Raw genomic sequence first — 13832 nt, 5'->3', positions numbered from 1 at the left:
TTCGAAGGAAAGTTGTAATGGCAAGAATCACCCTGAGGCAGCTGCTCGATCATGCCGCCGAACACGGCTACGGCGTACCGGCGTTCAACATCAACAACATGGAGCAAGGGCTCGCGATCATGGACGCCGCGGCGGCCGCGGATGCGCCCGTCATCATTCAGGCCTCGCGCGGTGCGCGCTCCTATGCCAACGACATCATGCTTTCGAAGATGATCGACGCGTTGGAGGAAATGCACCCGCAGATCCCGCTTTGCCTGCACCAGGACCACGGCAACGAGGAATCCACCTGTGCTACCGCGCTTCAACACGGCTTTACCTCGGTGATGATGGACGGCTCGCTGAAGGCGGATGGCAAGACCGCGGCCGATTATGACTACAACGTCGATATCACCCGGCGCGTCGGCGAGATGGCGCACTGGATCGGCGCCTCGGTGGAGGGCGAACTAGGCGTGCTCGGATCGCTCGAGCACGGCGGCGGCGAGCAGGAAGACGGCCATGGCGTCGAGGGTAAGCTCAGCCATGACCAGTTGCTGACCGATCCGGAGCAGGCGGTCGATTTCGTTCGCGCCACCAAAGTCGACGCGCTGGCGATCGCGATGGGCACCTCGCATGGCGCCTACAAGTTCTCGCGTCAGCCGGATGGCGACATCCTCGCGATGAAAGTGGTCGAAGAAATCCATCGCCGATTGCCCAATACGCATCTGGTCATGCACGGCTCGTCGTCGGTGCCGCAGCCGCTGCAGGACATGTTCAACGCATTCGGCGGCGAGATGCCGCAAACCTGGGGCGTGCCGGTCGAGGAAATTGCCCGCGGCATCCGGCACGGCGTCCGCAAGGTCAACATCGATACCGACTGCCGGTTGGCGATGACCGCGGCGTTTCGCAAGGTCGCGACCGAAAGCAGAAGCGAGTTCGATCCGCGCAAATTCCTCAAGCCGGCGATGGATGCGTTGCGCGATCTCTGCCGCGAGCGCTTCGAACAATTCGGCACCGCCGGCAACGCTTCAAAGATCAAGGTCATTTCGCTGGTCGAAATGGCAACGCGGTATCGGTCGGGCAGCCTCGATCCGCGGATCGGTTCGATGGCCGATGCGGCCGAGTGACATGAACGTCGTCGATCGAACGAACCGGGGCGGCAATCTTAACGCAAGGAGACCAACATGAACGCAATCTCGATGACCGTTCGCGGCAAGGATCGCTACAAATCCGGTGTGATGGAATACAAGAAAATGGGCTATTGGGAGCCCGACTACACGCCAAAGGACACCGATATCATCGCGCTGTTCCGGGTGACGCCACAGGACGGGGTCGATCCGATCGAGGCTTCGGCGGCGGTCGCGGGCGAATCCTCCACCGCGACCTGGACCGTGGTGTGGACCGACCGGCTGACGGCGGCGGAAAAATATCGCGCGAAATGCTTCCGTGTCGATCCGGTGCCGAATTCGCCGGGGCAATATTTTGCCTATATCGCCTACGATCTCGATCTGTTCGAGAACGGCTCGATCGCCAACCTCTCGGCGTCGATCATCGGCAATGTGTTCGGCTTCAAGCCGCTCAAGGCGCTTCGCCTCGAGGACATGCGGTTGCCGGTGGCCTATGTGAAGACGTTCCAGGGGCCGGCGACCGGCATTGTCGTCGAGCGCGAGCGCATGGACAAGTTCGGCCGGCCGCTGCTTGGCGCCACCGTCAAGCCGAAGCTCGGACTCTCGGGGCGCAACTACGGTCGCGTGGTCTATGAGGCCTTGAAGGGCGGGCTCGACTTCACCAAGGACGACGAGAACATCAACTCGCAGCCGTTCATGCATTGGCGCGAGCGGTTCCTCTATTGCATGGAGGCGGTCAACAAGGCGCAGGCGGCCTCCGGCGAGATCAAGGGCACCTATCTCAACGTCACCGCCGGCACGATGGAAGACATGTACGAGCGCGCCGAATTCGCCAAGGAGCTCGGCTCGGTCATCATCATGATCGATCTCGTGATCGGCTACACCGCGATCCAGTCGATGGCGAAATGGGCGCGCCGCAACGACATGATCCTGCATCTGCATCGGGCAGGCCATTCGACCTACACGCGGCAGCGCAATCATGGCGTCTCGTTCCGCGTGATCGCGAAATGGATGCGGCTCGCCGGCGTCGATCACATCCATGCCGGCACGGTGGTCGGCAAGCTGGAAGGCGACCCCGCGACCACGCGCGGCTATTACGACATTTGCCGCGAGGATTTTAATCCGACGCGGCTCGAACACGGCGTGTTCTTCGACCAGAGCTGGGCGAGCCTCAACAAGATGATGCCGGTGGCGTCGGGCGGCATTCACGCCGGCCAGATGCATCAATTGCTCGATCATCTCGGCGAGGACGTGATCCTGCAGTTCGGCGGCGGCACCATCGGCCACCCGATGGGCATCCAGGCCGGGGCGACCGCCAATCGTGTCGCGCTCGAAGCCATGATCCTCGCGCGCAACGAGGGGCGCGATTATCTGCATGAAGGACCCGAAATCCTGGCCAAGGCGGCGGCCACCTGCACGCCGCTGAAGGCGGCCCTCGAGGTTTGGAAGGACGTCACCTTCAACTACGAATCGACCGATATGCCCGATTATGCCCCGACCGCCAGCGTCTCGATGTAAGGAGCCGAACTCATGCGTGTAACCCAAGGCTGTTTCTCATTCCTACCCGATCTCACCGACGAACAGATATCGAAACAGGTGCAATATTGCCTGGCCAATGGCTGGGCGGTGAACATCGAATTCACCGACGATCCCCATCCCCGCAACAGTTTTTGGGAAATGTGGGGCCTGCCGATGTTCGATCTGCGCGACGCCGCGGGCGTGCTGATGGAGCTGAGCGAATGCCGCAAGGTTTATGGCGATCGCTATATCCGGCTGTCGGCGTTTGATTCCAGCCACGGCTGGGAATCGGTGCGGCTGTCGTTCATCGTCAACCGCCCCGCGGACGAGCCCGGCTTCCGGCTGGATCGCCACGAGGTTGCCGGCCGCGGCATCCGCTACACCACGAATTCCTATGCAGCCGATCGTCCCGAGGGACAGCGCTACGGTGGCAAGTGAGCGGGCAAGTGAACGCGCAAGCGAGTTCACAGGCGGTCGCGCCGCATCCGAGCGAGCCGTCGATGGAGCAAGTCGATCTGCGCCGCGAATTCAACGAGGTCGGCATCGGCGAGGTGCTGGATCAGCTTGACCGCGAACTGATCGGGCTCAAGCCGGTGAAGACCCGCATCCGGGAAATTGCCTCGCTGCTGTTGATCGAACGCATCCGCAAGCGCATGGGCCTGACGTCGGATGTGCCGACGTTGCACATGTCGTTCACGGGAAATCCCGGCACCGGCAAGACCACAGTGGCGCTGCGGATTGCCAGCATCCTGCACAGGCTCGGCTTCGTTCGCAGAGGGCAGGTGGTGTCGGTGACGCGTGACGAACTGGTCGGGCAATATATCGGTCACACCGCGCCCAAGACCAAGGAGATTTTGAAGAAGGCGATGGGCGGTGTCCTGTTCATCGACGAGGCCTATTATTTGCACCGGCCCGACAACGAGCGCGACTACGGGCAGGAGGCAATCGAGATCCTGCTGCAGGTGATGGAATCGCAGCGCGAGGACCTGGTCGTGATCCTGGCCGGCTATGGCGACCGCATGGACAAGTTCTTCGGCAGCAATCCCGGCTTCCGCTCGCGCATCGCCCACCACATCGATTTTCCGGATTATGCCGACGATGAATTGCTCGCGATCGCCGAGCTGATGTTGCGCGACATGAACTACAAGCTCAGCGCCGATGCACGGGAGGCGTTCGTCCGCTACATCGCGTTGCGCAAGGCCCAGCCGCTGTTTTCCAACGCCCGGTCGATCCGCAACGCGCTCGACCGCATGCGGTTGCGCCAGGCCAACCGCCTTGTTGCCGATCTCGACCAGGCGCTGAGCGCCGATGACATCATGTCGCTGGAGCCCTCGGATATTCTGGCCAGCCGGGTGTTCTCACGCGGCACTTGAGTCCGGCCGGTCACCCATCGCAATAGCGGTGAGCTAAACGAGGCTCTTCGGCTTTCCGCCGTCGCCGAGCACCATCGATCGCATCTCCTCGACGAGGCGGAGCACCTTGACCGTGTGGTCTGGAGCGGCAGACTTGCCCAACACAGCCGTGATGTCATCCGCCATATCAACGGATTGATCGAAGCATGAGACAATGGCCAGCCGTAGCGCGGGAATTCTCGCGAACTTGCTCAGTAGGTTGGCCAGAACGATGCTCGTCGCCAGCGTTTCGGCCGAAAGCGCGCGAATTTCGGTTTCATGTTCCATGAAAATCCTCTTGTTATTTGGCGGATCTATTACCTGCACTCGTGCCGGCGACCGTCGCGTCCAACGAAGGTCCCGGAAGCCGGATCATAGGAACGGTACCGCTGGGCACAGGACGCACTGCCTGCTTCGGCCATGGCGGCATCGGGATTGCTGCCGAATACCACCGGCATCTTGACGTCAGCGCGCGCCGCCTGCTGCGGATCGATGGACGCGTACGGACCTCCCTCCCGGGTCGCCGCCGGTGTCGGGCGACCGCCGTTGAGGACGTCATTGTTGGGATAGGCGAACGCGAACGCCCCCGGCTCCTGGATCGCCGCTTGCGCGAACACCGGCGTTGCGAACATCAGCGACAAAACGGCTGCTGCGCCGAGGATATTGAATTTGGTCATAAGTGTTTCTCCGTGAAGCACTGGATCATGTGATCTGGGGAGTCTCGCCTTCGGCAGGTCGTCGACCTCCGGCGCGTATGTCCGTTGGCCTTGTGCTGGATAGACTCGAATCCGGCTCGCGATATTCCCGCCGTCCCGGGGGCGCTCACGCGCATTTGAGATATCGACGCCGAAAAAATGTCCCCGTCGCCTCGGCGATCAGGCATCGAGGGGAGGGGACGTCCGATGGCATGAGACTTTAGTTATTTGTGGCGCATAAAAAAATCAGTGCGCCGGGAATTTTTTGAGGTGGATTGTGGGTCTCTACTAAACGCACTGAGTCCAATTGGGCTCCATGATCGGGATGCTGGCCGCGCTTGTGACGCTGCGGCTGCATTTTGCAGCCGAGGTAACGAATCAAATGTGAGCCAGGAAAGCTAAGAATCACCGTCGTGTTTTGGTTCTTCTGATCTCTTTCGCTCATCGTGGTGTTGCAAGCGCGGCTCACGCTCAGAAAAATGGACAACGTTCAAGTCGCGGGCCCATGGGCCTGCAAAGACAATCTCAGACTCGTTGGCCTGAGCCGATGGTCGCCGATATCACCTTCAAAACGCTTGATGAAATTTATTTGCTGGCATCGCCCGGCAAGGACATTGCCGGCGCACGCGTGTGTGCGAGCAGAGACAGTAATCTTATCTTAATTCTGCCGGGCGTTGCAGAACCATCACAGGATTTCGATGGCCCCTCGGACTACACGAAGAATTGTCGGACGACCGACTTCACTTTCTAGGGGGTTTCTCATGCGCAAGAAATATCTTTCCGCAGCTATGGTCGCTGCAGGATTCCTGGCGTTGCCGATCGGTGTGGCACACGCCGACGAGGTCACCGACCTCAAGTCCGAGGCCAAGGCGCTGCAAAAGCAGAATGATGCGTTGGCCAAGCGCCTCGCGGCGATCGAAAAGCGCCAGAAGGCCATTGAGACCGACACCACCGCGACGCAGCGGGTCATGAATGCGCAGGCGGCCGATATGCCGATGCCATACAAGGCGGCCGCTCACGCCGCGCCGGTCGATGATGCGTTGTGCTGGAACCGCGTCTGCCTCTACGGCATCGTCGATGCCGGCTTTGGCTATCAGACGCATGGTCAGCCGTTCAACGGTGCCTTCCCAACGGGCGCGCAATATCTGGTGAGCCCGGGCAGCAACCGCGCGATGTGGACCGCCGCACCGAACGCGCTGTCGCAGTCGACCATCGGTTTGAAGGGGGCAGTCGGAATACTTCCTGATCTGGATGCCATCTTCAAGATTGAAACCGGCTTCAATCCGGAGGCCGGCCAACTCGCCAACGGCGAGGGCTCAATGGTGCAGAACAACGGCGTTCCGCTGAACTTGCGCTCGGCGAACGGCGATTCGAGCCGCAACGGACAGGCCCTCAACGGCCAGGTTTATGTCGGTCTGCAATCTCCGACCTGGGGCACCTTGACCATCGGCCGCAACAACGGGTTGCCGCTTGATCAGATCCTGGCCTACGACCCGATGGGTGGGGCTTACGCGTTCTCGCCGATCGGATTCTCCGGTACGTGGGCCGGCGGTGGTTCGACCGAAGACGGTCGGCTCGACCAGTCGATCAAATATAACTGGAACTACGGCCTTATCCATGGCGGTGCGCTTTACCAGGTCGGCAACTACGGCAGCGGCGGCAGCACGGAGTGGGTGCACGACGACCTCCAGGGCGATATCGGCCTGATCTACGGGGGCTTCAGCGTCGATGGCACCGCCGCCAAGATTCGCGGCGTGGTGTCGGCGTCGCCGCTGGCGCCCTCTCCGGCGAATATCGGCCTAACGGGACTTTCTGGCACGATCTCCGACAACGTCCAGTGGATGGTCACCGCGAAGTACAAATGGGACCGGTTCGAGGTGATGGGCGGCTACGAGCACATCGACTTCGCCAATCCGTCCAATCCCGTGCCGGTGGATTTCTCGAACAACTACGGCTACGAGTTCACCACCGTGAGCAACACCGCTTTCCCAAACGACAAGATCCTCCAGATGATGTGGGTCGGCGGCAAGTGGAAGGCGACCGACAATCTGACCTTGATCGCGGCTTACTATCATGAAACGCAGAATGCTTTCGGCATTGGCGCGGTCGCCGGATGCAACACGGCGCTTTCGTCCTTCTGCAGCGGAACGCTGGATGCCGTGTCGTTCGTAGCCGACTACGTCTTCAACAAGCACTTCGACGTCTATGCCGGCATCGAGTACTCGCAGGAGAATAACGGCCTGGCGAATGGCACCGTCCAGACCTCGACCCTCAGCGCGACAGGTGCGGTGCTTGGGAATAATGGCAAGTCGACCGCGACAAACCTCGATCCGACGATCGGCGCTCGCTACTCGTTCTGAGTGCATCGGCGCGGCGATCCAGACGCCGCGCCGAACTTGATGATTGTGCCCAGGACTGTTGCCGCGGTCCTGCGCGCAATCCAGGAAGCCCCGTCCCTCTTTATAGGGGCGGGGCTTTTCCTTGAGCGATGGCCGAATCTGCACGCTCGCGCGACAAGTAACGGATTGGTGTTGTGGCAACAAATTGATTGTCCGTTGGGAATATCCGCAGGGGCGCGCGAGTCTTTCTGCAAGAAGGAAAGGAGGCGCTCTGTAACAACAAAATTCAAGAATTTGAAATGCCGGCGGCCTTCAGCTGGCTCGAACTCCAAGAAGTGTCTCAGTCATGCCCGGCTGAGACACTATTTGAATCACACCAGCGTGAGGTGTCCGTGAGCGATGGTGCCCACACGCCAATCGCGGGAGAAGGGCGACAAATCGGTCGCTCGCGCAGATGGCTTCGATCGGGATTTTCGACTGAGGAGAGTGGCGCTGACGATCCGGGAATAAACGCCACCCAAGTTGAGTCTTGTTAAACACAAGTCCTGGAACGAGCTAGCAGGAGCTCTGGGGAGCGATGGACAACGAAACGCAGCGCTCAACGGGTCGGTATGATTGGGGTACCCTCGCTGTAGACGCCTTGGAACTAGCGCGGCTGATGCCGCCTGGTCCGGAACGCAACGAGGCGCTTAAACTGGCAAGCCTGCTTCGGTGCGCTGCCGATTCTCGCGGGTTGGTCTTCGCCAAGCGAGGCAGGCCGCCAAAATAAACCTTCGGCGTTTGCCCGGTTCAGCGAGCGGGGGTATCCGGCGGAGTCAGGTGCAGGGATCACAATTCATTCACCAGGATCAGCAGATCCTGCGCCGGCGCTTGGACTTTGCGTCGGCCGCGACGCTGTGCGCGCGGGATATCAAGCTCGGACATCGCGCCTGCCGGTTGAAAACAGTCCGAGGCGGATTCGAAATTCCAGGAGCGAGACGAAAGCTGTTTCGAGGCGCGGGATGGCACTTCAGGGAGGTCAAAAACGTGCAGCCGCGCAGAGGAGGACATGTAGGTAAGAGACTGAATTATTTGAATTTTTCAGGGTATTCACGATCCCGAACGATGGGAGAGCCGGTCCATTGAGGTGACGGTCTGTCCAAACCAAAACGATGCACGGTTTGGATTGGTCAATCACGTCAGGAGGCCGCAATGTCTTGTTATTCCGCTCGTGTTGGGTGTTTGCCCGGCTCGCGACAAAAGAACACAATCGTTGGCAAACTTGGTCCGCAGGATGACAATAGCGAACGGTTTTCCAAGCTGGTGGTGCCGCATCTGAGCGATGCCTACGCGCTGGCTTACCGGATCACAGGAAGTCACGCCGATGCCGAGGACGTTTTGCAGGATGCCTGCCTGCGTGCATTCCGTGCGGTCGGCAACGTCGTGGATGGTACCGCGCGTGCATGGGTGATGACGATCATGCGCAACACCGCCTTTACGTGGATACGCAAGAACCGTCCTTCGGCCGTATTCACGGTTGACGATCTCGAACAGGTCGAGGTCGCGCAGACGGACCCCGGCGATCCGGGTCCCGAAACGATGCTGATCGCCAAATCCGACATGGAGACGAGCATTGCCGCTTTGCCCGATCCATTCCGGGAGACGGTAATATTACGAAATCTTCATGGACTGTCCTATCGCGAGATTGCCGAGCGAACGAATGTGCCGATCGGTACCGTGATGTCGCGCCTCGCGCGGGCGCGCAGCCGATTTCTCGCGGTTGGGGAAAAGAAGAGCCACGAGAAAGCCGATCTCGCGTTTACGTGAAGGAATGCCACGCGAGTTGATCAATACTGCGCTGGTACGGCTTGCCGTAACTGCGCTGAGTTGAATGCGAGCGTTGGTTCTCGTTTTAAGGATCGCGCGAGAACGCGTTACGCCGATTCAGCCTCTCTGTTTGCTGCTTGAGAAGTGGACATTCGTTAATAGAAGCTTCCTGATATTCTGTGGCGCGCGGGTAACAGGATTTCCGGGTGGCTTCCAACATACTAAGGAAAGAAAAAGAATCATTCACCAGAGGCTGATCCGAGCTCGCGTATAGTTTGATTGCGATTTGGGGCAACTTCTGCTGAGTAGGCGGTCCTGAAGCGTCTTACTGGTGTTCGGATCTTCCCGCATTCGACGGACCTGCCAAATTACCATGCTGCAAACCGAAATGGCTGTCCCGATCGTGAAGTTTGGAGTCTTCGAAGTCGATGTTCGAGCCGGCGAACTGACGAAGCTGGGCAAGCGCGTCAGATTGCAAGAACAGCCATTCCAGTTGCTGGCGATGCTGCTGGCAAAACCGGGCGTGCTGGTAACCCGGGAAGAGCTGCATCTGAAGCTCTGGCCGGAAACCACCGTGGATTTCGATCACGGTCTCAACAAAGCCATCAGCAAGATTCGCGAAGCGTTGGGAGATTCAGCCGAGAATCCCCGATTCATCGAGACCGTCGCTCGCCGCGGCTACAAGTTTCTCGCCGATGTGACGGTGGTCGGGGACGAACAACCTGCGCCCGAAACCGTTGATCTCGCCCCGCAGCAGAATGCTGGGCTTCCGGATCTCCGAGCTGCCGCTGCACCGCCTGCGATCGCATCAACCGATACCACATTTCCCGCCGCTACATCACTTGCCGCCACAGCACCTGCCGCCACACCACCTGGGCGGTTGAGCCGTTTTCCCACTCGGTGGTTTTTCGGCGGGTTATTTGTACTTGTCGTTTTGTTGCTGACGGTGATCCACGCGTCGAGGCTGCCATCGCCTGAAATCCGTTCTGTCGCCGTACTTCCGCTGGAAAACCTCTCCACCGATATGTCGCAGGATTACTTCACCGATGGCATGACCGATGAGTTGATCACTGATTTGGCTCAGATCCGCCGGTTGCGGGTCATCGCCGCGCCATCGTCGATCGCTAACGGGCGTTCCCATCGATCCCTGCGCGAGATCGCCCAAGACTTGAACGTCGATGCCGTGGTGACGGGCAGCGTGTTGTTTTCCAGCAACCACGTGCGGATCACGGCGCGCCTGGTCAAGATGCCGAGCGAACGGGACGTATGGGCCCAAAGCTATGAAAGAGATATCCAGCACCCGCTGAAGACCCAAAGTGAGATAGCGCAGTCGATCGCCGACGAGCTCCGGAATATCCTGGATCGGCAGCAAGAAGACGCTCTCAGGAAGCCGGCAAGGGGAAATACCGTCGCTTACGGGAGTTACCTCAAGGACCGATATCTCTGGAAACGGAGTACCGGAGACGGATTGAAGAACGTCCTGCGGTATTTTACCGATCGCGTTTGATCCAACGACGCCGAAGCCTACTCGGGCTCGCTGACGCCATCGCATTAAAGCCGTCTATTCATAGAGATTAACGATATCCCAGGTCGTTGAGCTGACGACTTCGCGGGTGCGGGAATATCGCGACTGCACGGCGAGTCTGGTTACCAGAGGCGTTGATCAGCAACGTGGGCCAGGCGGAGGCAGTCGGTGACGGAATTTACATGCTACCTGGCCTCGCCGGATGCGATCCGCGCCGCAGGCGCCAACACTGAGACTCCTTAAATGTGGTTTGCCGCGTTCGCGTTAAAGCGACCGTATACGATCGTCGCGTCCCTGATTCTCATCTGCCTGATGGGCATTGGGGCTGCATTGCGCATGCCCATCGATATCTTCCCGGAAATCGACATCCCTGTCGTCAGCGTGGTCTGGACTTACAACGGGATGAGCGCGCAGGACATCCGTGACCGCATTCTGACCCTGCATGAACGGCAACTCGCCTCGCTGGTCGATGATATCAGCCGGATCGAGGCGACGAGCTACAACGGCGTCGGCGTCGAGAAGGTGTATCTGCACGAAGGCGCCAACGTGTCGCGCGCCATCACGCAACTGGCGAGTAGTGCGCTCGTGGTTTTGAAGTACATGCCGCCGAACATAACGCCGCCGCTGGTGCTGCGCTATGGCGCGACGGACGTGCCCATCATCCAGCTCAGCCTGTCGAGCGGCTCGCTGCCGGACACCAAGCTGAACGATCTTGGCCAAAACATCATCCGTCCCGATCTTGCGGTCGTTCACGGTGCCGAAGTTCCTTATCCCTACGGCGGCAAGCCGCGTGTTATCATGGTCGATCTCGACCAGCAGGCGCTCAGCGCGCGCGGATTGTCGGCATCGGATGTCGCGGCGGCGATCCAGAAGCAGAACGTGATTCTGCCCTCCGGCGACGTCAAGATCGGCGCCAAGGACTACGCCTTGGCGATGAACACCAGCCCCAACGCGATCGCAACCATCAACGGGTTTCCGGTCGGGCAGGTCGACGGTCAAACCGTGTTCGTGCGCGATGTTGCGCATGTCCATGACGGCTTCCAGGTTCAGACCAATTCGGTGAGCGTCGATGGCCGGCCCGGCGCCTTGATGTCGGTGCGCAAGACCGGCGGCGTTTCGACCCTGGCGGTGATCGATGGCGTCAAGGAGGCGTTGCCCGATATCAGACGGTTGATGCCGCAGGGCGTCAACATCAAGGCGATCTTCGACCAGTCGGTGTTCGTCAAGGCCTCGCTCGACAGCGTGATGATGGGCGGTCTGATGGCGGCCGGATTGACCGCCATGATGATCCTGCTGTTTCTCGGCAACTGGCGTTTGACGCTGATCATTCTGGCGACGATTCCGCTCGCGATCATCACTGCCATTCTCGTCCTCTTCGTCGACGGCCAGACGCTGAACACCATGACGCTTGGCGGCTTCGCGTTGGCCGTCGGCATTCTCGTCGACAACAGCACCGTCGTCATCGAGAACATCGAGCGCCACGTCCATGAAGGCGATCCGCTCACTCAGGCGATTATCGCAGGCTCTGGAGAGGTCGCCGTTCCCACCGTGCTTTCGACGATCTGCATCTGCATCGTCTTCGTACCGGTGTTCATGCTGCAGGGAACGGCCAAATATCTGTTCTCGCCGCTGTCGCTGTCGGTTTGCATCTCGCTGGTCGCCAGTCTGGCGCTGTCCTTCACGCTGGTGCCGCTGCTGTTCGCCGTTCTGATGCGCTCATCGGTCGAGGGCCACGCAAACCCTGCTCATCGTAGCGCCCCGCGACGCTGGCCATTCAATATGTTTGGCGCGATCCATCATGGATTCGAGACCGGATTCACCCGCCTGCGCGACGGTTATCGCAACAGCGTCGCCTTTTGCGTGTCGCGCGCAGGCGCAACCAGCGTGTTCTTCATGGCTCTGATCGCGTGCTCGCTGCTGCTGTTCCCACAGCTCGGCCGCGACTTCTTCCCGCAGGTGGACGCCGGCCAGATGCGGCTTCACGTTCGCGCGCCGCCCGCCAGCCGTATCGAGGAGACCCAGCGCTATTTCGCCGAAGTCGAGACCGCAATCCGCAAGATCGTCGGCAAGGACCAGATCGACGTCATCCTCGACAATATCGGTCTGCCCTATAGCGGCATCAATATTGCGCTGAGCGATTCGGCCACCGTCGGTCCGATGGACGGCGAGATTCTGATTTCGCTGAAGAAGGAGCACAGCCCGACGGCCGCTCATGTCGCGGCGTTGCGGCGCGAATTGCCAAAACTGTTTCCCGACCTACAGTTCTTCTTTCAGCCCGCGGATATCGTCAATCAGGTGCTCAATTTCGGTCAACCCGCACCGATCGATGTCCGGATCTCGGGGCCGGCGAGCCACGTCGCTTACGAACTGGCGCAGAAGATCGCACGTGAGTTGAACGCCATTCCCGGCGTGGTCGATGCGCATGTGTTCCAGGTGCCCGACGCGCCGGCCCTGACCATCAACGTCGACCGCACGCTCGCCAATCAACTTGGCGTCAGCGAGGACGAGGTTGCCAAGAACGTGCTGGTGACGGCCAATTCGAGCGCGCAGACCGTTCCCAATTTCTGGGTCGATCCTAGAAATAGCGTGAGCTATCCGCTGGTGGTCCAGATGCCGACCTATCGGGTCAATTCGACCCAGGATCTGGGCGTCATGCCGGTGACTGCCCCGGGCAAATCGAACCAGATACTTTCGAATATCGCGGCATTCGGGCGCAAGAATATGCCCCTCGTCGCGTCTCAGCTCAACATCCGACCGGTGTTCGACGTCAACGCCGACGTCCAGGGCCGTGACCTCGCGTCCGCCGCGGATGCCATCGACCAGGTGCTGGCGAAAGAACGGGCAGCGTCCGCCACGCCGGTCACGATCACGCTGAGCGGCCAGGTCGAAACCATGCGCGAAAGCTTTGACGGGCTGTTTTCCGGCATCGCGTTGGCGGTCGTGCTGGTCTACCTCATTCTTGTGATCAACTTCCAAAGCTGGACCGATCCGCTGATCGTGCTGGCGGCCGTCCCCTTCACCTTGGCCGGCGTCATGTGGATGTTGTTTCTCACCCAAACTCACCTCAGCGTGCCGGCCTTGATGGGCTCGTTGATGTGCATCGGTCTGACGGCCGCCAACAGCATTCTTGTCGTGAGTTTCGCCAATCAGCGAATGGAAGCAGGCGACGACAAGGCGACCGCCGCGATCGTCGCGGGTTATACCCGGCTGCGGCCGGTGATGATGACCGCGGGCGCCATGATCTTGGGTATGATCCCGATGGCGTTGGGCGTGGGCGAGGGTGGCGAGCAGAATGCGCCACTGGCGCGCGCGGTCATCGGTGGGCTGTTATTCGCCACGGCGGCAACGATGATTTTCGTTCCGGTGGTGTACCGAATGTTGCGACCGGCTGCGCCGGGCGCCGCTATTGTTGCGGCACCCGTTGTCTCGCCGTCATGAACCGTATTTTGAGGAAT

The 13832-nt window shown here is 60.1% G+C and carries 12 protein-coding genes; 9 read left to right on the top strand and 3 right to left on the bottom strand.

Going from position 1 to position 13832, the window contains the following annotated elements; all coding sequences use genetic code 11:
* The first annotated feature begins 17 nt into the window (after window positions 1-17).
* The 4 genes from fba (at window position 18) to cbbX (ending at window position 3994) form a co-directional block, all read left to right on the top strand.
* Window positions 18-1103 carry a class II fructose-bisphosphate aldolase gene (fba, locus tag GSQ88_RS27375; RefSeq protein ID WP_159010866.1) on the top strand — a complete coding sequence of 362 codons (1086 nt, stop codon included), beginning with the start codon at window positions 18-20 and terminating at the stop codon, window positions 1101-1103.
* Window positions 1104-1160: 57 nt separating this feature from the next.
* A complete protein-coding gene (locus GSQ88_RS27370; RefSeq protein WP_159010865.1) occupies window positions 1161-2621 on the top strand; it encodes a form I ribulose bisphosphate carboxylase large subunit in 1461 nt (486 codons plus the stop codon).
* 12 nt (window positions 2622-2633) lie between these two features.
* A complete protein-coding gene (locus GSQ88_RS27365; RefSeq protein ID WP_159010864.1) occupies window positions 2634-3059 on the top strand; it encodes a ribulose bisphosphate carboxylase small subunit in 426 nt (141 codons plus the stop codon).
* A 62-nt stretch (window positions 3060-3121) separates the two neighbouring features.
* Complete coding sequence (cbbX, locus tag GSQ88_RS27360) at window positions 3122-3994, top strand: CbbX protein (RefSeq protein WP_159010993.1); 873 nt, start codon at window positions 3122-3124, stop codon at window positions 3992-3994.
* A gap of 33 nt (window positions 3995-4027) precedes the next feature.
* On the opposite strand, the gene GSQ88_RS27355 is transcribed toward cbbX, so the two are convergent.
* The 3 genes from GSQ88_RS27355 to GSQ88_RS35350 all read right to left on the bottom strand — a co-directional run bounded on the left by GSQ88_RS27355 (window position 4028) and on the right by GSQ88_RS35350 (window position 5194).
* A complete protein-coding gene (locus tag GSQ88_RS27355) occupies window positions 4028-4300 on the bottom strand; it encodes a hypothetical protein (RefSeq protein WP_159010863.1) in 273 nt (90 codons plus the stop codon).
* Window positions 4301-4329: 29 nt separating this feature from the next.
* The gene (locus tag GSQ88_RS35815; RefSeq protein WP_246785037.1) at window positions 4330-4689 is read right to left on the bottom strand and encodes a BA14K family protein; all 360 of its coding nucleotides are present in this window, start codon (window positions 4687-4689) and stop codon (window positions 4330-4332) included.
* Window positions 4690-4927: 238 nt separating this feature from the next.
* Window positions 4928-5194: a hypothetical protein gene (locus GSQ88_RS35350; RefSeq protein WP_210253900.1), complete on the bottom strand. Its 267-nt coding sequence runs from the start codon at window positions 5192-5194 to the stop codon at window positions 4928-4930.
* A gap of 60 nt (window positions 5195-5254) precedes the next feature.
* Between GSQ88_RS35350 and GSQ88_RS27345 the strand changes: the two genes are divergently transcribed.
* From GSQ88_RS27345 to GSQ88_RS27325, 5 genes are all read left to right on the top strand, one after another.
* Entirely contained in the window at window positions 5255-5458 is a 204-nt protein-coding gene (locus GSQ88_RS27345; protein ID WP_159010862.1) for a hypothetical protein, read from the top strand.
* A 10-nt stretch (window positions 5459-5468) separates the two neighbouring features.
* Window positions 5469-7067 carry a porin gene (locus GSQ88_RS27340; protein WP_159010861.1) on the top strand — a complete coding sequence of 533 codons (1599 nt, stop codon included), beginning with the start codon at window positions 5469-5471 and terminating at the stop codon, window positions 7065-7067.
* Window positions 7068-8237: 1170 nt separating this feature from the next.
* Window positions 8238-8852 (top strand): sigma-70 family RNA polymerase sigma factor, encoded by a 615-nt coding sequence (locus tag GSQ88_RS27335; protein ID WP_159010860.1) that lies wholly within the window; start codon window positions 8238-8240, stop codon window positions 8850-8852.
* 373 nt (window positions 8853-9225) lie between these two features.
* A complete protein-coding gene (locus tag GSQ88_RS27330) occupies window positions 9226-10359 on the top strand; it encodes a FlgO family outer membrane protein (RefSeq protein WP_159010859.1) in 1134 nt (377 codons plus the stop codon).
* A 261-nt stretch (window positions 10360-10620) separates the two neighbouring features.
* Window positions 10621-13815, top strand: coding sequence for an efflux RND transporter permease subunit (locus GSQ88_RS27325; RefSeq protein ID WP_159010858.1), 3195 nt, complete (start codon window positions 10621-10623; stop codon window positions 13813-13815).
* Window positions 13816-13832 lie beyond the last annotated feature (17 nt).

This window comes from Bradyrhizobium sp. S69, from assembly GCF_009766005.1.
Lineage (GTDB): Bacteria > Pseudomonadota > Alphaproteobacteria > Rhizobiales > Xanthobacteraceae > Bradyrhizobium.
Note: the sequence above shows the minus strand (reverse complement) of the source record. Positions and strands in the feature narration are given on the sequence as shown.